The sequence below is a fragment of the Kribbella sp. NPDC050459 genome (assembly GCF_040655315.1).
In the GTDB taxonomy this organism is placed as follows: Bacteria; Actinomycetota; Actinomycetes; order Propionibacteriales; family Kribbellaceae; genus Kribbella.
On record NZ_JBFAJQ010000003.1, the window covers coordinates 157411 to 180984 of the forward strand.

Here is a 23574-nt window from a genome sequence, read left to right on the forward strand (position 1 = left end):
CGCCTCACAGCTGGAGACCCGCCATGCCCGACCTCCGCCCGTCCCGCCGTACGCTCCTCCAACTCACCGCGGCCGGGGCCGTGGCCGGCGCCGTCGGCACGACGCCGGCGTACGCCGACGGGATCGACTACACGGCCCGGAAGACGTTCGACGACTGGGACCGCCTCTTCCAGGAGGGTGGTCCCGGTCAGCCGGACCAGCCGAACGACAACACCAACCGCGACGGCCGATCCGGCATGCTCGCCTGGAGCCAGTCGTACGTCCTGCTCGGCCTGGTCCGTATGTACGAGAAGTACCGCGACACGTACTACCTCGACCGGCTGATCGACAATGTCGACCAGGTCCTCGCGGTCCGCGACAGCGCGCGCGGCGTCACGGACTATCGCGGGCTGTCGCTCCCGGCGTGGCGGGCCGACCACCCGTACACGACCGGGTACGCAACCCTTGCCGACGGCAACGGGCAACCGCTGCTCGATCTCCGCGAGGCGTTGTCGTACGCCGAGGACACCACGGTCACCGTCACCGCCGGGACCCGGCCGGACACGTTCACCGTTCGGCTCGTGAACACCTTCGTGAACCGCACAGTCACGCTCACCGACCTCTCGCTCGACCCGGCCAGCCCCGCCTACGCCGTCAGCCGGATCTACGCGGCCGCGCCCGGACCGCTCCAGCTCACGGCTGCCGATCGGCGGGAGGCGCCGCGCGCCGGCGACGTACCGCGGCTCGGGACGTACGAGATGCGCTGCCGGCCGGTGATCTTCGCCGTCCACACCGGGATGATCACGTACCCGATCGCGAGCTTCGTCCGGATCGTCGCCGGCTCACCCGTCCTGCGCCGCCGGTACGGGCGGAAGGCGGCCGAGTACCTGACCGCGTGCCGCGAGGCAGTCGCCGTCCACGACTGGGAGTACCGGGACGGCGGGCATCTGATCTGGCCGAAGGGCCAGCCGCTCGCGTACGACGGGTGTGAGCAGCCGATCAACCAGTCGGTAGGCCTCGGGCAGACGCTCGTCGAGCTCGCGCTCGCGACCGGCGACAGCAGCTACCGGCAGAAGGTCGCGGCGATGGGGCGGATGCTGGCGGGGCAGCTCGCGGTCGACGCCGGTGGCGCGTACCAGTGGCATTACTGGCCGATGGGCGGACGGATCTACGAGGGGTTCACGAAGACCGGTGACCCGGCGACCGACGTCTCGATCTTCACTCCGTCGGGTGGGCCGGCGCGCCAGTTCGAGGACATCAGCCACGGCGCGATCGACGTCGAGTTCGCCGTCCGGGCGTTCCGGGCCCGGCTCGCGTTCACCGGGCAGGACATGGAGCGGATCGCGCGGACCTTCACCCAGAACGTCGCGACCACCGACGCGGACGGGCTCCCCGCCGTACACACGACCGTCGCCGGCGGCGCGACCGGCGCAGCTTCGGTCGCGCACCAGGCTCCGCGCTGGATGCAGGCCGCCCCCTGGGATCCCCGCATCCACGCCCACTGCCTCGCCCTCTACAACCGCTACCAGCCAACGCCGGAACGCGACGGCCAGCAGGCCATCGGCTTCGGCTGGCTACTGGCCAACGTCGCCTACCTCAACTGGGGCGCCTGATGACCACGACTAAACGGACCTGGGGAGGATCGTGTGCCGGATCGAGCAGGACATCCTCCCCAACCCGTCACGCCGTCGGGATGTGGAGCCTCCGGTGCCCCGCGGTTCAGGCCGCTTGCGGGTTTGGTGGTTCACCCTTCAGATTGCCTGTTCGCCTCTCGGATACGAGCGGGGAAGGGACAACGTCAGCAGTTAACCGGCGAGATACAAGCGCCCGACGAGATCATCGCGCAGCTCGACGGCAGCACCGGCGGCTGACCCCGCCGGCGTGACATCTTGTCGTCGCCGATCCGGAACCAGCTGAAGGGCGCCGATGTCCCAATCGCACGTCGAACCAGGCAACTACCGCAACCCCTCCGACGACGCCTGGTGGCGCCGGGCGCTGGACGCCACCGGTGCGACCATGCAGCTTCGGGCCTTCGAGCAGGACGGCCGCGACGTGCCGTGGTCGGACGCCGTGATGAACGCGAGCGCAGCCGCGGCGATGCGCTGGCGGGCGAGCAGCAACGGGCGCTGGGCCGACCTCCCGAAGGGTCCGCTCGGCGACCTGAGCGACGGGTTCGCCCAGCGGCTCGCCGAGGAATACAACCGGGACGACAACATCGGCTTCCACATCGACAACACCGACTGGTTGCCGAACGTGCGCGCGCAGATGGCCCGCGGCGATGCCGACCGGACGCTCGAGAACGCCGCCCGGAGCATCGTCACCTCCGCCGATCCGGGTCCGAACGGCGAGCGGTGGCACCACCCGGATCCGGACAAGGTCGCCGAGGTACGGAACGCGATGAGCCAGCGCCTGCTCGAGGGACGCTACGATGGTGCGCCCGCGGTGGGCGACCAGGAGCAGAACTTCGCGTACCGCCTCGGGTACGCCACGGCGGACGCCGGCGTGAAGGCGATGAATGCGAGCCTCGCCACGCAGGCGGACCCGGAGTTGGCTCGCAGCGTCCGGCACACCCTGGACGCGCAGCCGGCACCGAGGGCGACGGCACCGGCCGAGCGCACCGATGGTGCGGCAGCGGGAACTGGCACGAGTTCGGGCCAGGTCAAGACCAGCGGCGTCGGCCCGCGGGGCTGACGAGCGGATCGGACCTGCCGTGCCGGCCGGGTGGAGTGACTTCCACTGACTGACATGGCAGGATTCCTACGGTGAGTAGCGGTACGACGGAGGAGCAGCGCCTGCAGGACCTGGCGCGGCTGCGGCGCGTGAAGGACCGGATCGACCGGGAGTACGCGCAGCCGCTGGACGTCGAGGCGCTCGCGCGCGGCGCGCACATGTCGTCGGGACACCTGAGCCGCGAGTTCAAGCGCGCTTACGGAGAGTCGCCGTACGGGTATCTGATGACCCGTCGGATCGAGCGGGCGATGATGCTGCTGCGCCGCGGCGGGATGAGCGTGACCGACGTCTGTTTCGCGGTCGGCTGCCAGTCGCTGGGCACGTTCAGCACCCGGTTCACCGAGCTGGTCGGGATGCCGCCGAGCGTCTACAAGGAGCACGCCGGCGACGCGACGCTCGGGATCCCGTCGTGCGTCGCGAAACAGGTCACGCGACCCATCAGGAATCGAGAAGCAACTCCCACGACCGGCACGTAGCGTACGGTCATGGAGATCAAGATTCACGCCAGCTTCCTGCCGCACACCGACCCCGAGGAGTCGGTGAAGTTCTACCGCGACGTCCTCGGCTTCGAGGTCCGCACCGACGTCGGGTACGAGGGCATGCGCTGGATCACCGTCGGCCCGGCCGGTCAGCCGGACACCGGCATCGTGCTCTACCCGCCGGCCGCCGACCCCGGCGTCACCGACGACGAGCGGCGCACGATCAGCGAGATGATGGCGAAGGGCACCTACGCGACCCTGGTGCTGCAGACCGACGACCTGGACGACCTGTTCGAGCGCCTGCAGGCCACCGACGCCGAGGTCATCCAGGAACCCGTCGACCAGCCGTACGGCATCCGCGACTGCGCGTTCCGCGACCCGGCCGGCAACCACATCCGGATCAACCAGGCATCCTGACACAAACGACTCTCTGGGGAGGACGAACGCATGGCCCGCGAGGAGCATGTTGCCGACAGCCACGACTTGATCCGGGTGACCGGCGCTCGGGTGAACAACCTGAAGGACGTCAGTGTCGAGATCCCGAAGCGCCGGCTGACGGCGTTCACCGGGGTGTCCGGCTCGGGCAAGAGCTCGCTGGTGTTCGGCACCATCGCCGCCGAGTCGCAGCGGCTGATCAACGAGACCTACAGCGCGTTCGTCCAGGGCTTCATGCCGAACCAGGCCCGCCCCGAGGTCGACGTCCTCGACGGCCTGACCACCGCGATCATCGTCGACCAGGAGCGGATGGGCGCCAACCCGCGCTCCACGGTCGGCACGGCGACCGACGCGAACGCGATGCTCCGGATCCTGTTCAGCCGGATCGCGAAACCGCACGCCGGCCCGCCCACGGCGTACTCGTTCAACGTCCCGAAGCGCACCGCGACCGGCTCGATGACGGCCGACAAGGGCGCCGGCGAGAGGAAGGTCGTCCGCGAGCAGGTGTACGCCGGCGGCATGTGCCCGCGCTGCGAGGGCATGGGCTCGGTCACCGACTTCGACCTGACCGCGCTGTACGACGAGAACAAGTCGCTGAACGAGGGCGCGCTGACGATCCCCGGCTACAGCATGGACGGCTGGTACGGGCGGATCTTCCGCGGCTCCGGCTTCTTCAACCCGGACAAGCCGATCAAGAAGTACACCAAGAAGGAACTGCACGACCTGCTGTACCGGGAGCCGACCAAGATCAAGGTCGAGGGCATCAATCTCACCTACAACGGGATCATCCCGGCGATCCAGCGCTCGTTCCTGTCCAAGGACGTCGACGCGATGCAGCCGCACATCCGCGCGTTCGTCGAGCGGGCCGTGACGTTCACGATCTGCCCGGACTGCGACGGGACGCGGCTCGGCGCCGAGGCGCGGGCGTCGAAGATCAGCGGCAAGAACATCGCGGATCTCTGCGCGATGCAGATCACCGACCTGGCCGCCTGGATCCGGGCGCTGAAGGAGCCGTCGGTCGCGCCGCTGCTGAAGGCGCTCGGCGACACCCTCGACTCGTTCGTCGACATCGGCCTGGGGTACCTGTCCCTGGAGCGCCCGGCCGGCACGCTGTCCGGCGGTGAGGCACAGCGCACGAAGATGATCCGCCACCTCGGGTCGTCGCTGACCGACGTCACGTACGTGTTCGACGAGCCGACGATCGGTCTGCACCCGCACGACATCCAGCGGATGAACGAGCTGCTGCTGCAGCTGCGCAACAAGGGCAACACGGTGCTCGTCGTGGAGCACAAGCCGGAGACGATCGCGATCGCCGATCATGTGATCGACCTCGGTCCCGGCGCGGGCTCGGGCGGCGGCGAGGTGGTGTTCGAGGGCACGCTCGCCAAGCTGCGGACCAGCGGGACCCTGACCGGGCGGCACCTGGACGACAAGGCCTCGGTGAAGCCGTCGGTGCGGTCGTCCTCGGACGCGCTGGAGATCCGCGGGGCCTCGACCAACAACCTGCAGGACGTGGATGTCGACGTACCGCTCGGGGTCCTGGTGGTCGTCACCGGCGTCGCCGGATCCGGGAAGAGTTCGCTGATCCAGGGGTCGATCGCCGACCGCGACGGCGTCATCGCGATCGACCAGGGCGCGATCCGCGGCTCCCGGCGGAGCAACCCGGCCACGTACACAGGTCTGCTGGACCCGATCCGGAAGGCGTTCGCCAAGGCGAACGGGGTGAAGCCGGCGCTGTTCAGCGCGAACTCCGAGGGCGCCTGCCCGGCGTGCAAGGGCGCGGGTGTGATCTACACCGAGCTCGGCGTGATGGCGACTGTCGAGGCGCCGTGCGAGGAGTGCGAGGGCCGGCGCTTCCAGGCGGCCGTGCTGGAGTACACGTTCGGCGGGAAGAACATCGCCGAGGTGCTCGCGATGCCGGTGTCGGAGGCGCTGACGTACTTCGCCGAGGGCGAGGCGCGGGTACCGGCCGCGGAGAAGATCCTCGAGCGGCTGAACGACGTCGGCCTCGGGTACCTGTCGCTCGGGCAGCCGCTCACGACGCTGTCCGGCGGCGAGCGGCAGCGGTTGAAGCTGGCCACGCACATGGGGGAGAAGGGCGGTATCTACGTCCTCGACGAGCCGACCACCGGTCTGCACCTGGCCGACGTCGAGCAGCTCCTCGGCCTGCTGGACCGGCTGGTCGACGCCGGCAAGTCGGTGATCGTCATCGAGCACCACCAGGCCGTGATGGCGCACGCCGACTGGATCATCGACCTCGGCCCGGGCGCCGGCCACGACGGCGGCAAGGTCGTGTTCGAGGGCACCCCGGCGGACCTGATCAAGAAGCCGAAGACGCTGACCGGCAAGCACCTCGCGGAGTACGTCGGGCCGAACTGATCAGGAATCGAGAAGCACCGGGAGCGGGTGCAAAATAGCGTTGGAGTCAGTAAACGTCAAGGGCTGCGGCCCACGATTCTGGAGCGACGACATGACCACCACGCTAGGCGTCAACACGATCCTGCACCCCGTCACCGACCTCGAGAAGGCCAAGCCGGTGTACACCGCGCTGCTCGGTGTCGAGCCGATGGCGGACTCGCCGTACTACGTCGGGTACGAGGCCGAAGGGCAGCAGATCGGCCTGGTCCCGAACAGCGACATGACCTCGCCGATCGCGTACTGGCACGTGACCGACATCGAGGCCAAGATCAAGGAGATCACCGCCGCCGGCGGCACCGTCAAGGACGCCCCGAAGGACGTCGGCCAGGGCCGCCTCGTCGCCACCCTCACCGACCCCGACGGCAACGTCCTCGGCATCCTGCAAGACCCGTCCTGACCATGTGCAACGTCCCGCGGGAGGTCCGCGCGGCCCTGTTCGGCGTCCGGCAGGAAGTAGCCGGCGACGTACCGGAGGACGAGAAATCTGTCGGCGCCGACGAGCCGGTCCGGCATCCTGTCCTGCATGAATGAGCGCATCCGGCACGTGTTGTTCGACGCGGACGGCGTCCTGCAGGACCTGCCCGGCGGGTGGTACGCGGCCATGGAGCCGTACCTCGGAGACCGGGCGCGGGACTTCCTGCACGAGACCTGGTCCGACGAGCTGCCGATGCTCGCCGGACGCGGCGACTACCTGCCGGTGCTCGAGGCGTCACTGGTGAAGTACGGCGTGCGCACGCCGGTGACCGAGGTGTACGACGCGGTGTGGAAGAACATCGTGCTGATCGAGGAGTCCCTCGACATCGTGCGGACCCTGAAGCGCAAGGGGTACGGCGTACACCTCGGCACCAACCAGGAGAACTACCGCGGCGCGCACATGCGGGCGGCGCTCGGGTACGACGACCTGTTCGACGTCAGCTGCTACTCGTACGACCTCGGCGTCGCCAAGCCCGACCCGGCGTTCTTCACGCTGGCCGCGGAACGGATCGGGGCGGACGCCGGCGCGATCCTGTTCATCGACGACATGCCCCGCAACATCACCGGCGCCCGCGCCGCCGGTCTGCGCGCCGAGCAGTGGGACTTCACCCAGGGGCACGCGGCTCTGCACGAGCTGTTCGCCACTCACGGCGTGGATGCCCGGGTCACCGGTTGAAGCTCACTCGGCGATGACGTCCACGGAGATGTTGCCGTGGGTGGCGCGGGAGTACGGGCAGGTGGCGTGGGTTGCCTCAAGCAACTTGTCGCCGACCTCGCCGCGCAGGTGGTCGGGCAGTTCGACCCGCAGGACGGCCGCGAGGTCGAGCCTCCCGCCGGCGGGGACGAGGCTGACCTCGGCGGTCACCGCGACGTCCTTGGCGTCGAGGTTCTGACGCTTGGCCAGGATGCCCAGCACGGTCGAGAAGCAGGCCGCCCACCCGGCGGCGAACAGCTGCTCGGGGTTGAGCCCGTCGCCGGTGCCGCCCATCTCCTTCGGCATGGCTAGCTGGATGTCGAGCTGCCCGTCGGCGGTGACGGCGCGGGAGTCACGTCCGGACGCGGTGGCGACGGCGGTGTACGTGGGGTTCACGGTGGTGGGGTTCATGGTGGTGGCCTCCAGGTCGTTGTGCGAACACCGGCAACGATCCCGGGCAGCGGGGGAGCGGCTCAATTACCTCCTTGGTGCAGTTACCTCGCGGGTAATGGCTGCGCGGCGCGCGGCCGCCGTACGCTGAGCTCGTGACCGTGCTGGAGGAGCCACAGATCGTCGGGGAGCTGTTGCGCTTCTGGCGGACGCACCGGCGGATGAGCCAGCTGGACCTGGCGGTCGACGCCGAGGTGTCGACCAAACATCTGAGCTTCGTCGAGACCGGCCGTGCCCAACCGAGCCGGCAGCTGCTGGTCCACCTCGCGAACCATCTCGACCTGCCGCTGGCCGAACAGAACCGGCTGCTGCTCGCGGGCGGGTACGCGCCGCGCTACCTGGACCAGCCGTACGACTCGGCCGCGATGCTCCCGCTCCGCGAACCGTTGCGCGAGCTGATCGACGCGCACATGCCCAACCCGGCACTGATCGTCGACGGCCTCTGGAACCTCGTCGACGCGAACAACGCCGCGGCGTTGCTCTGGGAAGGTGTCGACCCCGAGCTCCTGAAACCTCCGATGAACATGCTCCGCCTGTCCGTCCACCCCGGCGGTCTCCCCAGCATCTCGTCGATGACCGCCGCGTGCAGTCTCGGCCTGATCCACCAACTCAAACGCAAGAGCCGAGACACCGCCGACGAAGCGCTCGCCAGCCTCCTCGACGAGGTCGAGAGCTACCTGCCGGACAAGCTCCCGACGGCGCCCGCCCAGCAACCCATGGTCACGCTCGACCTCAACACCCGCCTGGGCCCGGTCCGCCTGTTCACCCTCATCGCCACCATCGGCGCCCCCTTGGAAGTCACCGCCGCCAGCCTGGCCATCGAAACCTTCCTCCCCGCGAACCCGGACAGCGCCACCCGCCTCCAGCAACTTGCCGGCTGACCACGGTCCCCGCCGCGTTGCTGTTGTTAGGGTCCGGTGGGGTGGATGATCTTCGGTTGGCGTTCGATGCTGTGGATCGTGCGGCGGAGGTTGCTCTCCGGTACTTCGAGGCCGGGGTCGCGGTTTCGCTGAAGGAGGACGGTACGCCGGTCACCGAGGCGGATCGTGCCGTCGAGGAGTTGTTGCGGGGGACGTTGTCGGCGGCTCGGCCGGGGGATGCGTTTCTCGGGGAGGAGTTCGGGCGGCTGGGGGAGTCGGAGCGGCTCTGGATCCTCGATCCGATCGACGGCACGCGGTTCTTCAGCAGACGGGATCCGAACTGGCGGATCCAGATCGCCCTCGAGGTGCGGGGAGTCACCGAGCTGGCGGTCGTTGCCTCTCCCGCGCTGGGGTTGTCGTGGTGGGCGACGCGGGGTGGTGGTGCTTTCGAGTCGTCCTGGCCGCGTGACGAGCCGCGGCGGCTTCAGGTCAGTGCGACGGAAACTACGGAACACGCCGTACTGATTGCCATGGACAACGACTCGCGCGCTCGCCTCGCGCCGGCGGCCACGCCGCAGACCGAGGCGGCGGCCTGTACTCGAACGCCAACCTCCACCCCCAGCTCCTCGCCACCTTGAACTACCCGACCCGCTCCTGACCACGGAATCTCTCCGGCCGGAAATCCGCGAGCAGATCAGCACTGTTTCCGTTGAGGATTTCTGCGGCGAGCAGCCGGCCGAGGACCGGGCCGAGCGTGATGCCGCTGTGGGAAACGGCCTCGTAGTAGCCGGGCACCGACGGCAGCGCACCCACCGATGGGTACCCGTCCGCCGGGATAGGCCGATGCGCGATCCGGGTCGCTGCGATGGTCGCGCCACCGAGCTCGGGTACGACGCGCCGCGCCAAGACTCGCAGCCGACGGGCGAGCTGGGATGCGTCTTCGCCGGCCTCGATCCGCGCGTCGACCTCGCGGCTGTGGAGTACTACCAAACTGTTTCCATCTGGGCGGATCTCGACGTGCGGCGCATGCATCGCCCGCCGCACCGGCACCCCAGCGCAGCTCAGCCGCGTGACGACGCCCGGTTCATGGCGCATCGACAGCTCTCGGCCAACAAGACCCGCGATCTGCGATGCATCCGGCCCTGCGGCGTTCACGACGCAGTCGACCTCGAGGCGGCTCCCGTCCGACAGGACGACCGCCCGGACGCTCCCGTCCGAACCCGTGACGATGTCACGCACCGCGGTACCGAAGCGCCGTTCGGCGCCCAGCGCCACAGCCTCGTCGACCAGTCGACCGACAAGGCGGCGGCCGTGCACCCAGGCCTCGTCCGGACAGAACAGAACCGGAACGTCGTCGGCAATCGCGAGAGCCGGCTCGAGACGACGGCGTACGTCAGCTCCGGTGGACAACTCGACCCGGTAGCCCCAATCAGCCAGGAGGCGAGCGTTCTCCAGGAGTTCAGCCTGATCGTCAGCCCAGCGCAGATGGCCGCTGGGATGCCACCACGAATCCGGCCCGATCGTCCGGGCGAGATCACGGTACGCCGCCATGCCCACGACGTTCAGATCGAAGTACGACCTGCGCGCGGTCTTGTTGCCGGCGTTGACCCACGAGAACGACCAGTTGGTGACGCCTTCGCCCGGCCTGCCCGCGTCGATGAACACCACCTGCGCCCCGCGCCGGGCCAGCTCCCAGCCCACGCAGGCTCCGACGATGCCGGCCCCGATGACGGCGACCCGGCTCATCGACGTGCCTTCCTCTTCCGCAGGACGCGCCGCGCCCAGTCTTCGGCGTCGTCACCGAGGAGTTGGCCGGTGATCAGACCCATCGCGAGGAGAACGACGACGGAGCCGGCTGACAGGAGAACCGCGAGAACCATGTGCTCCATCGTCGAAGCGATCACCGCGTGACGACAGTGGCAAGAATGCCGTCGTCCGATAGATTATCGCCATGCACCGGATCGCAGTCCTCGTCGTGGACGGGATCCACAGTTTCGACCTGTCGATGCCGCTCCAGGTGTTCAGTACGGCGCATTCGCTGGAGAAGAAGGCGGGCGAGCTGTTCGGACCGCGGCTCTACGACCTACGGGTGTGCGGCGAGGCCCGCGAGGTGGTGGTGGCCGGCGTCGGCGGCGTCGAGATGTTCGGGTGCACGCCGCCGTACACGCTCGCCGATGCGCTCGACTCGGACACCATCGTGGTCATCGGCGCCACGTCGGGGCGTGCGTCGTCGGCCCAGATGCTCGACCTGCTGCGTGAGGCGCATCGGCGCGGCGTCAGGATCGCCTCCATCAGCGCGGGGGGTGCACGGGTGATGGCCGAATCCGGCTTGCTGGACGGCCGCCGGATCGCGACGCACTGGTCACGTGCGCGCGACCTCGCCGAGCGGTACCCGCAGGTGCAGGTCGACACCGACGTGCTGTTCATCGACCACGGCGACGTCCTCACCTCGGCCGGGGCGGCGAGCGGGATCGACATGTGCCTGCACATGATCCGGCAGGACTTCGGCTCCGCGGTCGCCGCCGACGTCGCGCGGCACATGGTCGTACCGCTGCAGCGCGACGGCGGCCAGGCGCCGTACGTCGCACACCCCGAACCCGGCGACGACCACGGTTCCCTGGAGCCGGCAATGCGGTGGCTACGGCAACGACTGGGCGAACCGGTCACGTTGGCGGACATCGCGGCGTACGTCGGGACCAGCCCGCGCACCGTCAACCGCAAATTCCGGGAACAGACCGGCACGACGCCGCTGCAATGGCTGCTGCGGCAGCGCGTACATCACGCGCAGGAGCTGCTGGAGACCACCGACCTGTCCGTCGAGGAGATCTCCCGGCACTGCGGCTTCGGCACTTCGGTCGCGATGCGCCAGCACTTCGCCAAGCACATCAGGACTTCACCGATGGCCTACCGACGCAGCTTCCGGGCCCGCTAGACGCGGCTGTCCGGGTATCGCTGCAGGAGCTGACGCGACGACTCGAACCCCAGCCGCTCGTACACCGGCACAGCCTTGCTCCCCGAGTGAACCGTCACGTGCACAGATCGGAGCCGCATGGCGTGGTCGGTGGCGGCTTGCACCAGCGCCGACCCGATCCCGCGGCCGCGCTGCTCGGGCAGCACGAAGACGCTCTGGATATCCGCCGACATCCGGCTCAACATCCCAGGACGCGGTACGCGAGGGACCAACGCGACCCATGCCATACCGACGATCCCGGCCGCGTCCTCGCGGGCGACGTACGCGACATGCGAGCCGTCGCGCGCGTCCCACCACTGCCCGAGCTCCGCCGCGAACGCATCGACCGCCTGCTGCTCCGGCTCCTCGTCACAGCCGTTCAGCCACAACAACCGCGCGAGCCCCGGTACGTCGTCCGCCTTTGCCTCACTGATCCGCACGACGCCGAGCTTTTCACGAGCTAGCGATCGCGCCCATCGGTTTCCAGCAGGCGCAGCCAGATCTCGCTGATCGTCGGGTACGCCGGCACCGCGTGCCAGAGCCGGTCCAGCGGCACCTCGCCGACGATCGCGATGGTGGCGGCGTGCAGAAGCTCGGCGACATCGGGCCCGACCGCGGTGAAGCCGATCAGGACGTTGCGGTCGTCGTCGACGACCATCCGCGCCTGTCCGCGATAGTCGTCGGCGTGCAGTGCGGCCCCGGAGACCGCGCCGAGGTCGTAGTCGACGACCCGGGTCTTCCGGCCGGCGGCCGCCGCGGCCTCCGCGGAGAGCCCGACAGCGGCGACCTCGGGATCGGTGAAGATCACCTGGGTCGCGGCGTCCACGTCGGCGGTCACCGCATGGCGTCCCCACCTGCCCAGGCCCAGCTGATCGCCGCGGGCACGTGCGGCGATCGCGTCGCCGAGCGCCCGAGCCTGGTATTTGCCGTGATGGGTCAGCAGGACCCGCTGGTTGACGTCGCCCGCGGCGTACAGCCAGCCGTCGCCGACAGGCTCGCCGGTGTCATCCAGGACGGCGAGCGCGTCGTCGACCTGCAACCAGTCGCCTGGCGTGAGCCCGATGCTGTCCAGGCCGACATCGTTCGTGTTGGGCGTCCGCCCGGTGGCGACGAGAACCTCGTCGGCTTCGACGGACGTGCCGTCGGAGAGCGTGAGGTGCGCCGCTCCCGCGGCGTCCCGGCGCACCTCGGTGGCGTCGACCTCCAGGTGCAGTGTCGCTCCGGCCGAGCGCAGAGCGGCGGCCACCTGTTCACCGGCGAACCGCTCGACACCCGGCAGGAGCCGGCTCTGCGATACGAGCGTCACCTGGGCGCCGAGCGCGATGAACGCGGTCGCCATCTCGGAGGCCACGACGCCCCCGCCAACGATCGCCAACCGCTCCGGGACCGACCGTACGGCGGCCGCGTCGCGGCTCGTCCACGGCTTGACGTCCGCCAATCCCTGAATCGGCGGCAGGAACGCGCTGCTGCCAGTGGCGATCACAACCGCCTGGTTCGCGTGCAGCGTTGTCGTCGTACCGTCTGAGTGGGTAACGGCGACGGTACGTGGCCCGGTGACACGTCCGTGGCCGCGGGCCAGCGTGATGCCTGCCTGGTTCAGCCACTCGACCTGGCCGGCGTCGCTCCAGTTCGACGTGAACCGGTCGCGCCTGGCCAGCACGAGGGCCGGGTCCAGGTCACCGTTGACCGTCTGGCCCGCGGCCGGGAGCGCGCGAGCGGCACGCAGCGCGGCGGCGTCGCGGAGCAGGGCTTTGGTGGGCATGCAGGCCCAGTACGAGCATTCGCCGCCGACGAGTTCGTGCTCCACGATCGCGGCGGTGAGGCCTCCCTGGACGACGCGGTCGGCCACGTTCTCGCCGACGGGTCCGGCGCCGATGACGACCACGTCCACCGTGCTGTCCGTCATGTCAGTTCGCCTTCGAGGTGAGGCGGTGCAGGCGGACCGCGGAGATCAGGAAGAACACGCCGCCCAGGATCGCATAGCCCGCGACGGAGGCGAGGGAGGCTTTCGGCCCGCCGGCCATCACGACGAAACTGCCGCCGGCGAGCACCGAGATGCCGCCGCTCAGGATCATCGCCCACTGACCGCCGAGCCGGTACCGCAGGATCGCGACGATCAGCTGCACGACACCCGCGGTGATCGCCCACGCGCCCCACACCCGCAGTACGGCGGGGATGCCGGACGCGGACGCGACGCCCAGCCCGACAGCGGTGAGCAGGCTCAGGGCCATGTTGGCGTAGAGCGGCGCTTTCGGGCGGGTGGCACCCGACGTACGGAAGTCGACCACGGCCGCGGCGACGTCGAACAAGGGATAGATCAGCAGGAGAACGACAGTTCCCGGGTTGATCGTCTTGCCGATCCCCATCATCAGGACCGCCCAGACGACGGCGAAGCCGAAGCGGACGAAGTACAGCGTGCGGAGCGCCTTGAGGCCGGCGTCGGGCTTGGTGGCATAGGAGGTGGACACGGAATCCTCGCAGTACGGGTAGATAGAACGATCGGTCTACTAGAGGTTGTCCGATGACGCACGGTATTGTCAAGACCGATCGTTCTGTCTGCTAATCTCGGCAGCACTGCGAGAGATCGAAGGGGAGCGGATGTCAGAAGCGCGGGCGCGGCTGCTCGGCACGGCCGGCGAGCTGTTCTATGCCGACGGCATCCACGCCGTGGGGATCGACCGGGTCGTCGCCGAGGCGAAGGTGACACGGGCGACGTTGTACCGGCATTTCCCGAGCAAGGACGACCTGATCGTCGCGTACCTGACCCAGGCCGACGCGGCGATCCGTGAACGGGTCGAGACCGCACGGGCCGAGAGCGCCGGCCCCGAGGACGTCATCCGGGCCGTCAGCCGGTTCATCGCCGAGGACATCCAGCGCGACGGGTTCCGCGGGTGCGCGTTCCTGAACGCCGCCGCGGAGTATCCCGACCCCGAGTTCCCGGTCCACCAGGCCGTGCTGAGTCACCGGCAGTGGTTCCTGGACACGATGACCGAGCTGTTCACCGACCTCGGAAAGATCGACGCGGAGCCCGCGGCTCGCCACTTCGTCATGCTCCGCGACGGCGCCATGGCCGCCGGCTGCCTGACCGACCCCAAACCCGTCTGCGACACTTTCCTCCGCGGCGTGGAAGGCCTCCTGACCTACCGCAGCCGCGAACACCCGTCGCCGGCATGACCCAAGAGGACGGAACCTCCGCGCGCGCTCGGGCAGCCGACACGAATGCGGAGTTTCGGGCGGTGAGGATTGCTGGCGGGATCGTGACTCGTCCCGCGTCCGCGCAGACGGCGACGGTGCACGCGTTCCTCGAGCACCTGCGCGCCCAGGGACTGGAGGACGTGGTTCCCGAGCCGTTGTCGAACGACGGTACGACGGAGACGCTGCGCCTGCTCGAAGGGGACGCGGGCGGTGACGCGTGGAAACACCAGCACAATATCGAGGGACTCGAATCGGCCGCGCGGCTGCTGCGCCGGATTCACGACGCGTCGCGTACCTGGGTGCCGCCGGCCGACGCGGTCTTCGGACACCCGGTGCTCGCCGCGCCGCCACAGCCCGGCCAAGTCTTCTGTCACGGCGACCCCGGGCCGTGGAACTTCGTGTGGAGGGATGGACAGGCGAGGGGAGTGTTCGACTGGGATTACCTGCATCCTGGCGATCCCGTCGACGACATCGCGTACGCCCTGTTCTGGTTCGCGCCGACGCGAGCGGACGAGCACTGCCTGGGATGGCACCACTTCCCGGCCGTCCCGGATCGTCGCGAACGCATCCGGCGCTTCCTGGCGGCGTACGGCCCGACACTGCGGTTCGACGTGGTCGACGCCATCGTCAGGCGTGGTCAGGCAACGATCGACCTCGTACTGTCCCTGGCCGCACACGGCATCGAGCCCCAACGCAGCTGGGTTGCCGACGGCATGATCGACGAAGAAGCCGCCGAGCTGCGATGGGTGGCGGACAACAGGGCCTTGCTGACGCCTTCCTCGACAGCGCCCGGCGGTTGATGTTGGATCGGGTGTTCGACCAGTTGTGTACGAGGGAGCGCCAGGTGCCGAAGACCGATTTCGACGAGTTTGCTGCGGCGTACTCCGCGGACAACGAACTCAATCTGCTCAACGGCCACTACGAGCGGCCCGCCATGCTGAACCTTGCCGGTGACGTCGCAGGCCGTCGGATCCTCGATGTCGGCTGCGGTTCAGGACCGCTGTCCGCGGCGCTTCGCGATCGGGGCGCGATCATGTCCGGCTTCGACCTGAGCGCCGAAATGCTCGATCTGGCCCGCGAGAGGCTGGGGGAGGACGCTGACCTGACGGTCGGCGACCTGGCGAAGCCGCTCCCGTACGACGATGCGCAATTCGACGACGTCATGGCATCGCTCGTGCTGCACTACCTGGAAGACTGGACCGGGCCCCTGGCCGAGCTCCGCCGGGTGCTGAAGCCTGGTGGGCGCCTCATCCTTTCGGTGAACCACCCGATCGTGTACACGGCGTTGAACCCCGACGCCAACTACTTCGACATCGCCGAGTTCTCGTACGACGCCGAGCACGCCGGCCGCACGGTCACCTACAGAAACTGGCACCGCCCCCTCCAGGCAATGAACGACGCCTTCACCGCGGCCGGCTTCCGCATCTCTGTCATCAGCGAACCGCCGGTCTCCCCGGACACCCCGCCCGAGCTCCGCCCGCCGCACCAGAACCACCCCGCACGCTTCATCTGCTTCATCTTCTTCGTCCTCGAAGCCTGCTGACGTCGCGTGACACCGGACGAGGCACGGAGCATGCTGGCGGCGCTGGCTCGCGGGCGCGCCCGGTGGCTGGCGGAGACCGTGCCGCGCCTACGGGCCGAGGGAGTCTGGCTGACTGGTTCACTCGGGGCCGGAACGGCCGACGAGTGGAGCGACGTCGACATCATCGTCGTCGGCAGAGACCGCACCCTCGACCACCCGCTGCTCAGCTTCGCGATGCCGGGTAACGGACCCGCCGGCGGTGGGTACGTCGGGGCGATGTACGACGTCGGGCCGCTGCCGCTGTGGGTCGACTGGTACTGGTGGCCGACAGGTGCGCCGGTGCCCCGAGATTCTCGGCTGCTGACCGGCGCCGGCACGGCTGGGAATCTCGATCTGTCGGAGACGCTCGAGCTGGTGGGTCGAGGTACACCAGGGCCCGCACCGGATCCCGATGTGTTCGCCGTGGCCATGCTGCCTTTGGCGGCGAAATACCTCGCGCGTGGCGACCTGGACAAGGCCGCGGCGATGGCGTCGATGCTGAACGCGCCCTCCGATGTCGGGGTCGGCGCCCGGCTGGCCGTCGTACTCTCGCGCGTTGAAGGACACGCCACAGCCTCCGCCGCGGTTCACCGCTACCTCGACGTCGTCAGGGCAATCACTGGACCGGACCTTTGGGAGTAACCGAGCGGCGCGTTTGGCAAGGTGCTCACTCACGCCTCCACCAGGCTGGTTCGTCAAGCGTGTGTCCGGTAGACAGGGTTGGTGAGCACTGCGTCGTCGACCTTTCTGATCGTGGACCTGACCGGCACGTTCGCGTTCGCCCTCAACGGCGCCCTGACCGCGCTCCGGGTCGTTCGCGTGGACATCGTCGGTGTGATCACGCTCGGCATGTGCACCGCGCTGGGCGGCGGCATCATCCGCGACATCCTGCTCGACGCGCTGCCCCCTGCCACCTTCAGCGACTGGCGATACCTGACGGTGGCAGCTGTTGGCGGCCTCGTGGCGTTCGTCTTCGGCCGCCACCTCGACCGGGTCGCCAAACCGATCCTGATCCTCGACGCTGCCGGTCTGAGCCTGTTCGCGGTCAGCGGCGCGCTCAAAGGACTCGAGTTCGGCGTCGGCTTCAGCCAGGCGGTCATCCTCGGCACGATCACCGCGGTAGGAGGCGGGACGCTGCGTGACGTCCTCATCCGTGAGATCCCATCGGTCCTGACCAGCGGCCTCTACGCGATCCCGGCGCTTCTGGGCGCGCTCGTCGTCGTCGCCGCGGACCGCTTGGGGGCAGCGGGCCTGCCCGCAGCGCTCGTCTCCGCGGGCGTGTGCTTCGTCATCCGCATGCTCGGCGTCCGCTACGACCTCAACGCACCGGTGCCGCCGGGCACCAAGCGCGGAGCATGATGGACACATGGACAGTGACACCGCGACCGCAGTCCTGACCACCCTCGACTCGGTCCGGCCCTGGCAAGAGGACTTCTACCGCGACCTGCACGCTCATCCCGAGCTGTCGCACCAGGAGCGGCGGACAGCGGCCAACGTGGCCGCGCGCTTGCGGGAGACGGGCTGCGAGGTGCACGAGAGCGTCGGCGGCACCGGGGTCGTCGGCATCCTGCGCCACGGCGACGGACCCACCGTGATGCTCCGCGCCGACATGGACGCCCTTCCGGTCCGCGAGCAAACCGGCTTGCCCTACGCCAGTACACAGACCGCGGAAGACGGCACCGCGGTGATGCACGCGTGCGGGCACGACGTACACGTCACCTGCCTGCTCGGCGCCATGACCCTGATGGCGCAGGCGCCCGAGACCTGGTCGGGCACGCTCGTCGCGGTGTTCCAGCCGGCTGAGGAAACCGCCGACGGAGCCAGAGGCATGGTCGAGGACCGGTTGGCGGCGCTCGTCGGCACGGCCGACGTGGCGATGGCCCAGCATGTGCTGCCGTTCACCGCCGGCGCCGTCATGACCCGCTCCGGGCCGACGCTGTCCGCCGCGGACAGTATGAAGATCACCGTGCACGGCCGCGGCGCCCACGGCTCCATGCCCCAGGCCGCCGTCGACCCGGTCGTCCTCGCGGCGATGATCGTCGTCCGGCTGCAAACCGTCGTCGCCCGCGAAGTCGCGCCAGGTGACACCGCGGTCCTGACCGTAGGCAGCATCCAGGCCGGTACGAAGAGCAATGTCATCCCCGACCATGCGGTCCTCCAACTCAACGTCCGCACGTACGACGAGAACACCCGGACGACCGTGCTCGGCGCGATCGAGCGGATCGTCCGCGCCGAGTGCAAGGCATCCGGTTCGCCGCGGGATCCCGAGTTCGAGCTCTTCGACCGCTACCCCCTGACCGACAACGACGCCGGCGTCACCGACTGCGTCGTCGCCGCGTTCGCGGACTTCTTCGGTGACCGCGCCGGCCATCTTCCCCAGCAGAGCGCGAGCGAGGACTTCAGCGACATCCCGGCCGCATTCGGCACGCCGTACACCTATTGGGGAATCGGCGGCATCGACCCCGCCACCTACCAGGCCGCCGAACAGGCCGGCCGGGTCGCACAGGACATCCCGGTCAACCACGCCGCGAACTTCGCCCCGGTCCTCCAGCCCACCCTCGACACCGGCACCCAAGCCCTCGTCGTCGCCGCCCTGGCATGGCTGAACCACGACCTGGCCCCCTCAGCGCCCGAGCATCGCTGACAACTTGCGCACCAGCACCTCGGGCGCAGGCCGTCCAGGTGCGGACTACTTGCTTCTTCTAGCAGTTCGCGGCGAACACGGAAGCTCTCCCAGCAAGCAGGATGATGAGCGCGCCGACACACATGAAGAGCGCGTTGGACATGGCCGCGTCCGTCGAGGGCGTTGGCAGCCCTTCACCCAATCTGTCCGTGGCGAAGATCGCCCCGAGATAACCGAGGGTTAGAAGCCGGGACTGCAACGACGTCCATCCGCCCGCCTGCTGCACCAGGCCGAGGGCGACGAGCGTGCCGGCCGCGCCGTTGAGCAGGAAGTTCGACGGCTTTGCACCACTGATAGTGCGTTGCGGAAGATCGAAGGCGCTTGATCCAGCAGATCGCCGACGGCGATAGTCCTCCCGATCGCTGGCCCGCCGACCTGACTTCCCCGACCGGCGCGCGGCATCACATCCGGCCCCTTCCTCTTCGGTTAAGCCGCTCCAGCCGTTCGTCGTCGCGCCGTACCGGGTCTGGGTGCGGTGCCGACAGCGTCGACGTCGCCTCACAGATCCCCATTCCTCCCCTGGAGAGGTTGCTGGTCGATTACCTGCGCGAGCTCAAACCGCACTCCAAGAGTCCTTACGCCATCTGCGACAGCGCCGCGCCGAGGCCGAACGACAACTCCATACCGCCAACCCCGCCACCAGCGTCGGCTGACCATCGGCTGGCATCCGTCACTGCTCAGAGACTTTGGACGTCGGCCTGCTTGGCGCGGACAGCCTCGGCCGCCGCTTTGAGGCTCTCCAGTTCGTTGGCGGTGAGCTCTGTTTCGACAACCTTCTTGACGCCATCCTTACCCAGCTCAGCGGTGACGCCGAGGTAGACGCCTGAGATGCCGAACTCGCCGTCCACCCACGCGCATACCGGCATCACTGCGCCCGAGTCCTCGTGCACAGCCTTGGCCATGCGGGCGGCGGCTGCGGACGGTGCGAAATAGGCCGACCCAGTCTTCAGCAACGCGACGACTTCGGCGCCACCGTTGCGGGTGCGGGTGACGAGTTCTTCGACCTTGTTGGCAGGCAGCACATCGGTGAGCGGCTTGCCGTCGACTGAGCAGGCCGAGGGCACCGGCACCATGGTGTCGCCATGTGAGCCGAGGGTCAGCGTCTTCACCGACGAGACCGGAACTGCCAGCTCATCGGCGACGAAGCTAGTAAATCGGGCGGTGTCGAGCATGCCGGCCTGTCCGATGACCCGGTGCCTCGGGAATTCGGTTGCGAGCTGGGTGAGCGCAGTCATCTCGTCGAGCGGGTTGGAGACAACGATCACTACAGCCGCTGGGGCGTTGCTTGGCGACGTTCTCCGAGACCTGGCGGACAATCTTGGCGTTGGTCTCGATCAGATCCATCCGGCTCATGCCTGGCTTGCGTGGCAGGCCTGCGGTGATGACGACGATGTCGGAACCGCCGATAGCTTCGTAGCCACGACCGTCGCGGCCTGTGGTCCGCCCCGCGACCCTGGTCTCGAAGCCCTCGATCGACCGGGACTGGTTGAGATCCAGCGCCAAGCCCTCGGCCTTTCCGTCGATGATGTCGGTCAGAACAACCGTGTCGAAGACGTCGTACTCGGCCAACCGCTGCGCTGTGGTGGAACCATAGAAACCGGCTCCAATCACGGCGACCTTGCCGGAGCGTGCCATTGAATTCCTTCCGATCTACCTGTCCGGCCACCGCTGGCCGCGGGCGCAGGGGCCGGTCCCGCAAACGTAGGCAGCCGTGATAGCCGCCGCGAATCACGGTGCCGTTGCCCGGCCCATCGGAGCCTACCAACCCCACGATTCGCCTCAAGCCGAGATTATGGAGCCAGGCCCGCCGGCAACCGGATGGGCGGCTCAGGTCCGCGAGCCGCGGACATTGTCGTCTCGCTGCGCACCCGGACTGCCGGCCACGCCACCACGATCACCCGAGTGAGCTTGTCGTCGGGGTAGGCCTTCGGCCACAGGCGGTCGTACGGCAGTCCGCGGCGCCGGGCATGACGAACTGGTCGCGGGAGATGACCTTGCCGGTGGAGCAACAAATGCGTTCTTGCACGCGTCTTTGGCGGCAGTCGAGACTTGATCTCCCGAAACCAGGAGGTAGTTCGATGATGTCTGAGCGTCTCAACGTGACCCGGTGGGGTGACGCCGACCGGCCACCTGCCGTCCTGGTGCACGGATCGCTCACCTGGGGCAGTGAGACCTTCGCGTCTCAGAAGCCGCTTGCCGACCGGTATCACCTGCTATTGCCAGACCGCTACGGCTACGGCGACAGCCCAGACGCGACCGGGGACTACCCGAGCGACTACCGGCAGGACGCCGCCGCCGTCGCGGATCTGCTCGGCGCCGGTGCCCACCTCGTCGGCCACTCGTACGGCGGCGTGGTGGCGCTGCTGGCCGCGACCCGGCAGCCCGACCGGGTCCGCTCGCTCACACTAATCGAGCCCGCAGCGCACCAGGGCGCGATCGAGCACCCGATAGTGGCCGACGCGGTCCGCGAGATGCGGGCGGTGATGGACAAAGCACGCCAGCGAAGTGCCAACGACTACCTCAGACTCGCCTTCCCGGCCGACGAGCCGCGTCCCGGTCCGCCGGACTGGCTACACCGCGCCGCAGGCAGCGCCCTGCACGAGCTGCCCGCCTGGCTAGCACAGCTGCCATTGCAGGAAGTGGCCGATGCCAACTATCCCAAGCTAGTGGTCAGCGGCGCATGGGACGTGGCGGCACCGGAGCACCTGCCCACCACAGCAACTGCGCTCCGGTTGGTGGCGCGAACGGTGGCCGACACGATCGGCGCCGAGTGGCGGCAAGTGCCAGGCGCGGCCCACGACGTCCACAGGGAGCAGCCCACGCTGCTCAACGGCATGCTCGACGACCTGTGGTCGCGGAGTGGAGAACCATCCCCGCCGGGGAAGTAGCCATGCGTCTGCGATCTCGGCGTCTCGCGGTGCGAGTCTGACGACACGAGCTCAGTCAAGTCCAACCCCAGGCATGCGGCAACAGCCAACTTGACAGGTTCAGTGAAGGAACCCGTCCCACTTCAACTCGTAGCGCGAACCGCCCGGCATCCCGTGCGCAGCTGGTGGCTGCTCGACGGCCCGGGTCAGTTCGAGTCCTACCGGGCCGCTGAGTCCAGCTGCCAGCACCATGCCGCCAGTCTGCGCCCACCGGCCACCAGCTACAGCCCACGCGAACGGCGGTTCGGGCTCAGTCTCGTCTCAGCTCACAGCGCCGTTCGGACTACAGTTCGGCGCACGCCAACCCGAATGCTGGCCGGTTCGTGTTGGAGATCAGCTCCGTCCGAGCGCACGCTCCAGCAGGTCCTGGAGCGTGGCCTTCTCCTCCTTGGTCAGTCCGGTCAGCAGAGGCTCGTCTCCACGCAGCGAGACCAGCAGCTTCTCGCGGTACTCGACACCTGCCGCGGTGAGCTCGAGGTGTTTGGCGCGGCGGTCAGTGGGGTGCGGGCGGCGTTCGAGCAGCTGCTCCCTTTCGAGCTGGTCGATGATCGGGAGCGCGTTGGACGGCTCGCAGCCCATCTGGACGGCCAGTTCCTTCAGCGTCATCGGGGCGGTGAGCTCGCGCAGCGCGGAGGCCTGCCCGATCGTCAGCCCGACCTTGCTCACCCGTTCGCGGTGTCGCGCAGCGCTCTGCATATCCAGTTCGTGCACCAGCTTGGCCAACTCCCAGTCGGCGGCGGCCTGTGAGTCCGACATCGTCATGCTCCGATTCTAGCAATCTACTTCAGGATATGATAGTTATGACCTGAACGATAGTTATCATAACTAGTTAGGAGTCATCTCATGAAGCTGTTGAACTTCAAGGCCACGAGCCACCGCACGACGCCGGCAAGCATCGGCACACCAGTCCGCTCCGCGGCGATGGAGTCGCTGATCGAGCAACCGGGACCGATCGAGGTCAAGACGGTCGGCGCGGACTGGCGGGCCAACCTCTCGGGGCTGCTGAACCTGAAAGACCCCAAGGCGGTCAAGGCGGGCCTGACGGACCGCAAGGAGCCGATCCAGATCTACACCCACGTTGTCCGGCACCCCGAGCACGGCTTCTTCCTGGTCGACACCGGCGTCTCGCGGCGACTCGTCGAGGATCCGGCCAGCGTCGGGGTCGGGCTGATGCTGCGCAAGTACGGCGGGATCAGCGACATGCGGCCCACGCAGAGCACGGCCGAGGTCATCGCCGCCGAGCCGAGCCCGTTGAAGGGGGTTTTCATGACCCACCTGCACCTCGACCACGTCTCTGGGTTCCCGGACATCGCCAAGGACGTGCCGATCTACACCGGCGCGGACGAAGCCGAAGCGGGCTTGTTCCTGAACATCGTGGCCCAGGGCACGAACAATCACCTGCTGTCCGGCCGCCCGCCGCTCGAGGAGCTCCAGTTCACCGGAGACCCGGACGGGAAGTTCGCAGGCGTGAACGACGTGTTCGGCGACGGCTCGTTCTTCGCGATCCTGACCCCCGGCCACACCATCGGGCACGTCTCCTACCTCGCCCGCACAGCCACCGGAACCGTCCTTATGACCGGCGACGTGTCCCACACCCGCTGGGGCTGGGAGAACGACGTCGAACCCGGCACGTTCCTGGCCGAACGCGAACCCAGCCGCCAAAGCCTGCTCGCCCTAAAGGCCCTCAGCCGACGCCACCCGGACATGACCGTGAAGCTCGGCCACCAGGCCTAACCCCG

The 23574-nt window shown here is 68.6% G+C and carries 30 protein-coding genes; 19 read left to right on the top strand and 11 right to left on the bottom strand.

Annotated elements, in window-relative coordinates; translation table 11 throughout:
* Positions 1 to 23 precede the first annotated feature (23 nt).
* The 8 genes from AB0I12_RS11880 to AB0I12_RS11915 all read left to right on the top strand — a co-directional run bounded on the left by AB0I12_RS11880 (position 24) and on the right by AB0I12_RS11915 (position 7191).
* On the top strand, positions 24 to 1592 hold the full coding sequence (locus AB0I12_RS11880) for a hypothetical protein (RefSeq protein WP_359928139.1): 1569 nt from the start codon (positions 24 to 26) through the stop codon (positions 1590 to 1592).
* A gap of 313 nt (positions 1593 to 1905) precedes the next feature.
* Positions 1906 to 2670, top strand: coding sequence for a hypothetical protein (locus tag AB0I12_RS11885; RefSeq protein ID WP_359928142.1), 765 nt, complete (start codon positions 1906 to 1908; stop codon positions 2668 to 2670).
* 71 nt (positions 2671 to 2741) lie between these two features.
* Entirely contained in the window at positions 2742 to 3185 is a 444-nt protein-coding gene (locus AB0I12_RS11890; RefSeq protein WP_359928145.1) for an AraC family transcriptional regulator, read from the top strand.
* Positions 3186 to 3194: 9 nt separating this feature from the next.
* Positions 3195 to 3605, top strand: coding sequence for a VOC family protein (locus tag AB0I12_RS11895; RefSeq protein WP_359928147.1), 411 nt, complete (start codon positions 3195 to 3197; stop codon positions 3603 to 3605).
* Positions 3606 to 3635: 30 nt separating this feature from the next.
* Positions 3636 to 6002 carry an excinuclease ABC subunit UvrA gene (locus tag AB0I12_RS11900; RefSeq protein ID WP_359928150.1) on the top strand — a complete coding sequence of 789 codons (2367 nt, stop codon included), beginning with the start codon at positions 3636 to 3638 and terminating at the stop codon, positions 6000 to 6002.
* A gap of 91 nt (positions 6003 to 6093) precedes the next feature.
* On the top strand, positions 6094 to 6438 hold the full coding sequence (locus AB0I12_RS11905; RefSeq protein ID WP_359928152.1) for a VOC family protein: 345 nt from the start codon (positions 6094 to 6096) through the stop codon (positions 6436 to 6438).
* A gap of 2 nt (positions 6439 to 6440) precedes the next feature.
* The gene (locus AB0I12_RS11910; RefSeq protein ID WP_359928155.1) at positions 6441 to 6572 is read left to right on the top strand and encodes a hypothetical protein; all 132 of its coding nucleotides are present in this window, start codon (positions 6441 to 6443) and stop codon (positions 6570 to 6572) included.
* Entirely contained in the window at positions 6565 to 7191 is a 627-nt protein-coding gene (locus AB0I12_RS11915) for an HAD-IA family hydrolase (protein ID WP_359928158.1), read from the top strand. Before AB0I12_RS11910 ends, AB0I12_RS11915 begins: the two co-directional genes overlap by 8 nt.
* 3 nt (positions 7192 to 7194) lie before the next feature.
* On the opposite strand, the gene AB0I12_RS11920 is transcribed toward AB0I12_RS11915, so the two are convergent.
* Positions 7195 to 7620: an Ohr family peroxiredoxin gene (locus AB0I12_RS11920; RefSeq protein ID WP_359928161.1), complete on the bottom strand. Its 426-nt coding sequence runs from the start codon at positions 7618 to 7620 to the stop codon at positions 7195 to 7197.
* Positions 7621 to 7754: 134 nt separating this feature from the next.
* Here AB0I12_RS11920 and AB0I12_RS11925 point away from each other — a divergent pair, with 134 nt between their 5' ends.
* Together AB0I12_RS11925 and AB0I12_RS11930 are read left to right on the top strand one after the other, a co-directional pair.
* On the top strand, positions 7755 to 8540 hold the full coding sequence (locus AB0I12_RS11925; protein ID WP_359928164.1) for a helix-turn-helix transcriptional regulator: 786 nt from the start codon (positions 7755 to 7757) through the stop codon (positions 8538 to 8540).
* A 41-nt stretch (positions 8541 to 8581) separates the two neighbouring features.
* On the top strand, positions 8582 to 9157 hold the full coding sequence (locus AB0I12_RS11930) for an inositol monophosphatase family protein (protein ID WP_359928167.1): 576 nt from the start codon (positions 8582 to 8584) through the stop codon (positions 9155 to 9157).
* A 1-nt stretch (position 9158) separates the two neighbouring features.
* Here AB0I12_RS11930 and AB0I12_RS11935 read toward each other — a convergent pair whose 3' ends face one another.
* Together AB0I12_RS11935 and AB0I12_RS11940 are read right to left on the bottom strand one after the other, a co-directional pair.
* Positions 9159 to 10265 carry an FAD-binding oxidoreductase gene (locus AB0I12_RS11935; RefSeq protein WP_359928169.1) on the bottom strand — a complete coding sequence of 369 codons (1107 nt, stop codon included), beginning with the start codon at positions 10263 to 10265 and terminating at the stop codon, positions 9159 to 9161.
* The gene (locus tag AB0I12_RS11940; RefSeq protein ID WP_359928171.1) at positions 10262 to 10399 is read right to left on the bottom strand and encodes a hypothetical protein; all 138 of its coding nucleotides are present in this window, start codon (positions 10397 to 10399) and stop codon (positions 10262 to 10264) included. The genes AB0I12_RS11935 and AB0I12_RS11940 overlap by 4 nt, the downstream gene beginning before the upstream one ends.
* A gap of 71 nt (positions 10400 to 10470) precedes the next feature.
* Here AB0I12_RS11940 and AB0I12_RS11945 point away from each other — a divergent pair, with 71 nt between their 5' ends.
* On the top strand, positions 10471 to 11451 hold the full coding sequence (locus tag AB0I12_RS11945; RefSeq protein WP_359928174.1) for a helix-turn-helix domain-containing protein: 981 nt from the start codon (positions 10471 to 10473) through the stop codon (positions 11449 to 11451).
* Here AB0I12_RS11945 and AB0I12_RS11950 read toward each other — a convergent pair.
* The 3 genes from AB0I12_RS11950 to AB0I12_RS11960 are packed head-to-tail and all read right to left on the bottom strand — an operon-like array spanning position 11448 to position 13937.
* Entirely contained in the window at positions 11448 to 11909 is a 462-nt protein-coding gene (locus tag AB0I12_RS11950) for a GNAT family N-acetyltransferase (RefSeq protein WP_359928176.1), read from the bottom strand. The two genes, AB0I12_RS11945 and AB0I12_RS11950, sit on opposite strands and share 4 nt — an antisense overlap.
* Positions 11910 to 11929: 20 nt before the next feature.
* Positions 11930 to 13375, bottom strand: a complete 1446-nt coding sequence (locus AB0I12_RS11955; protein WP_359928179.1) for an NAD(P)/FAD-dependent oxidoreductase — start codon at positions 13373 to 13375, stop codon at positions 11930 to 11932.
* 1 nt (position 13376) lies between these two features.
* Positions 13377 to 13937 (bottom strand): hypothetical protein, encoded by a 561-nt coding sequence (locus AB0I12_RS11960; RefSeq protein WP_359928182.1) that lies wholly within the window; start codon positions 13935 to 13937, stop codon positions 13377 to 13379.
* A 130-nt stretch (positions 13938 to 14067) separates the two neighbouring features.
* On the opposite strand from AB0I12_RS11960, the gene AB0I12_RS11965 reads away from it, so the two are divergent.
* The 6 genes from AB0I12_RS11965 to AB0I12_RS11990 all read left to right on the top strand — a co-directional run bounded on the left by AB0I12_RS11965 (position 14068) and on the right by AB0I12_RS11990 (position 18869).
* Positions 14068 to 14643 (top strand): TetR/AcrR family transcriptional regulator, encoded by a 576-nt coding sequence (locus AB0I12_RS11965; protein WP_359928185.1) that lies wholly within the window; start codon positions 14068 to 14070, stop codon positions 14641 to 14643.
* A gap of 62 nt (positions 14644 to 14705) precedes the next feature.
* Positions 14706 to 15464 carry a phosphotransferase gene (locus AB0I12_RS11970; protein ID WP_359928187.1) on the top strand — a complete coding sequence of 253 codons (759 nt, stop codon included), beginning with the start codon at positions 14706 to 14708 and terminating at the stop codon, positions 15462 to 15464.
* A 44-nt stretch (positions 15465 to 15508) separates the two neighbouring features.
* The gene (locus AB0I12_RS11975; protein ID WP_359928190.1) at positions 15509 to 16207 is read left to right on the top strand and encodes a class I SAM-dependent methyltransferase; all 699 of its coding nucleotides are present in this window, start codon (positions 15509 to 15511) and stop codon (positions 16205 to 16207) included.
* 6 nt (positions 16208 to 16213) lie between these two features.
* Entirely contained in the window at positions 16214 to 16867 is a 654-nt protein-coding gene (locus AB0I12_RS11980; protein ID WP_359928193.1) for a nucleotidyltransferase domain-containing protein, read from the top strand.
* A gap of 81 nt (positions 16868 to 16948) precedes the next feature.
* Positions 16949 to 17584 carry a trimeric intracellular cation channel family protein gene (locus AB0I12_RS11985; protein ID WP_359928196.1) on the top strand — a complete coding sequence of 212 codons (636 nt, stop codon included), beginning with the start codon at positions 16949 to 16951 and terminating at the stop codon, positions 17582 to 17584.
* Positions 17585 to 17591: 7 nt separating this feature from the next.
* The gene (locus AB0I12_RS11990; RefSeq protein ID WP_359928199.1) at positions 17592 to 18869 is read left to right on the top strand and encodes an amidohydrolase; all 1278 of its coding nucleotides are present in this window, start codon (positions 17592 to 17594) and stop codon (positions 18867 to 18869) included.
* Between the two features lie 58 nt (positions 18870 to 18927).
* Here AB0I12_RS11990 and AB0I12_RS11995 read toward each other — a convergent pair whose 3' ends face one another.
* The 3 genes from AB0I12_RS11995 to AB0I12_RS12005 all read right to left on the bottom strand — a co-directional run bounded on the left by AB0I12_RS11995 (position 18928) and on the right by AB0I12_RS12005 (position 20543).
* Complete coding sequence (locus AB0I12_RS11995; protein ID WP_359928202.1) at positions 18928 to 19410, bottom strand: hypothetical protein; 483 nt, start codon at positions 19408 to 19410, stop codon at positions 18928 to 18930.
* A gap of 175 nt (positions 19411 to 19585) precedes the next feature.
* A complete protein-coding gene (locus AB0I12_RS12000; protein ID WP_359928205.1) occupies positions 19586 to 20080 on the bottom strand; it encodes a hypothetical protein in 495 nt (164 codons plus the stop codon).
* The gene (locus tag AB0I12_RS12005) at positions 20055 to 20543 is read right to left on the bottom strand and encodes a hypothetical protein (RefSeq protein WP_359928208.1); all 489 of its coding nucleotides are present in this window, start codon (positions 20541 to 20543) and stop codon (positions 20055 to 20057) included. The genes AB0I12_RS12000 and AB0I12_RS12005 overlap by 26 nt, the downstream gene beginning before the upstream one ends.
* Before the next feature lie 443 nt (positions 20544 to 20986).
* On the opposite strand from AB0I12_RS12005, the gene AB0I12_RS12010 reads away from it, so the two are divergent.
* Complete coding sequence (locus AB0I12_RS12010) at positions 20987 to 21796, top strand: alpha/beta hydrolase (protein ID WP_359928211.1); 810 nt, start codon at positions 20987 to 20989, stop codon at positions 21794 to 21796.
* 99 nt (positions 21797 to 21895) lie between these two features.
* On the opposite strand, the gene AB0I12_RS12015 is transcribed toward AB0I12_RS12010, so the two are convergent.
* Together AB0I12_RS12015 and AB0I12_RS12020 are read right to left on the bottom strand one after the other, a co-directional pair.
* Positions 21896 to 22027 (bottom strand): hypothetical protein, encoded by a 132-nt coding sequence (locus tag AB0I12_RS12015; RefSeq protein WP_359928214.1) that lies wholly within the window; start codon positions 22025 to 22027, stop codon positions 21896 to 21898.
* Positions 22028 to 22168: 141 nt separating this feature from the next.
* The gene (locus AB0I12_RS12020) at positions 22169 to 22597 is read right to left on the bottom strand and encodes a MarR family transcriptional regulator (RefSeq protein WP_359928217.1); all 429 of its coding nucleotides are present in this window, start codon (positions 22595 to 22597) and stop codon (positions 22169 to 22171) included.
* A gap of 81 nt (positions 22598 to 22678) precedes the next feature.
* On the opposite strand from AB0I12_RS12020, the gene AB0I12_RS12025 reads away from it, so the two are divergent.
* Entirely contained in the window at positions 22679 to 23569 is an 891-nt protein-coding gene (locus tag AB0I12_RS12025) for an MBL fold metallo-hydrolase (protein WP_359928220.1), read from the top strand.
* The last annotated feature ends 5 nt before the right edge of the window (positions 23570 to 23574 follow it).

Excerpts from the sequence above, each read along its gene's own strand:
- AB0I12_RS11880 (WP_359928139.1), top strand. The coding sequence starts at position 24 with ATGCCCGACCTCCGCCCGTCCCGCCGTACGCTCCTCCAACTCACCGCG.
- AB0I12_RS11885 (WP_359928142.1), top strand. The coding sequence starts at position 1,906 with ATGTCCCAATCGCACGTCGAACCAGGCAACTACCGCAACCCCTCCGAC.
- AB0I12_RS11895 (WP_359928147.1), top strand. The coding sequence starts at position 3,195 with ATGGAGATCAAGATTCACGCCAGCTTCCTGCCGCACACCGACCCCGAG.
- AB0I12_RS11900 (WP_359928150.1), top strand. The coding sequence starts at position 3,636 with ATGGCCCGCGAGGAGCATGTTGCCGACAGCCACGACTTGATCCGGGTG.
- AB0I12_RS11905 (WP_359928152.1), top strand. The coding sequence starts at position 6,094 with ATGACCACCACGCTAGGCGTCAACACGATCCTGCACCCCGTCACCGAC.
- AB0I12_RS11910 (WP_359928155.1), top strand. The coding sequence starts at position 6,441 with ATGTGCAACGTCCCGCGGGAGGTCCGCGCGGCCCTGTTCGGCGTCCGG.
- AB0I12_RS11915 (WP_359928158.1), top strand. The coding sequence starts at position 6,565 with ATGAATGAGCGCATCCGGCACGTGTTGTTCGACGCGGACGGCGTCCTG.
- AB0I12_RS11920 (WP_359928161.1), bottom strand. The coding sequence starts at position 7,620 with ATGAACCCCACCACCGTGAACCCCACGTACACCGCCGTCGCCACCGCG.
- AB0I12_RS11935 (WP_359928169.1), bottom strand. The coding sequence starts at position 10,265 with ATGAGCCGGGTCGCCGTCATCGGGGCCGGCATCGTCGGAGCCTGCGTG.
- AB0I12_RS11940 (WP_359928171.1), bottom strand. The coding sequence starts at position 10,399 with ATGGTTCTCGCGGTTCTCCTGTCAGCCGGCTCCGTCGTCGTTCTCCTC.
- AB0I12_RS11945 (WP_359928174.1), top strand. The coding sequence starts at position 10,471 with ATGCACCGGATCGCAGTCCTCGTCGTGGACGGGATCCACAGTTTCGAC.
- AB0I12_RS11955 (WP_359928179.1), bottom strand. The coding sequence starts at position 13,375 with ATGACGGACAGCACGGTGGACGTGGTCGTCATCGGCGCCGGACCCGTC.
- AB0I12_RS11965 (WP_359928185.1), top strand. The coding sequence starts at position 14,068 with ATGTCAGAAGCGCGGGCGCGGCTGCTCGGCACGGCCGGCGAGCTGTTC.
- AB0I12_RS11990 (WP_359928199.1), top strand. The coding sequence starts at position 17,592 with ATGGACAGTGACACCGCGACCGCAGTCCTGACCACCCTCGACTCGGTC.
- AB0I12_RS12000 (WP_359928205.1), bottom strand. The coding sequence starts at position 20,080 with ATGCTCGACACCGCCCGATTTACTAGCTTCGTCGCCGATGAGCTGGCA.
- AB0I12_RS12005 (WP_359928208.1), bottom strand. The coding sequence starts at position 20,543 with ATGGCACGCTCCGGCAAGGTCGCCGTGATTGGAGCCGGTTTCTATGGT.
- AB0I12_RS12010 (WP_359928211.1), top strand. The coding sequence starts at position 20,987 with ATGATGTCTGAGCGTCTCAACGTGACCCGGTGGGGTGACGCCGACCGG.
- AB0I12_RS12015 (WP_359928214.1), bottom strand. The coding sequence starts at position 22,027 with ATGGTGCTGGCAGCTGGACTCAGCGGCCCGGTAGGACTCGAACTGACC.
- AB0I12_RS12020 (WP_359928217.1), bottom strand. The coding sequence starts at position 22,597 with ATGACGATGTCGGACTCACAGGCCGCCGCCGACTGGGAGTTGGCCAAG.
- AB0I12_RS12025 (WP_359928220.1), top strand. The coding sequence starts at position 22,679 with ATGAAGCTGTTGAACTTCAAGGCCACGAGCCACCGCACGACGCCGGCA.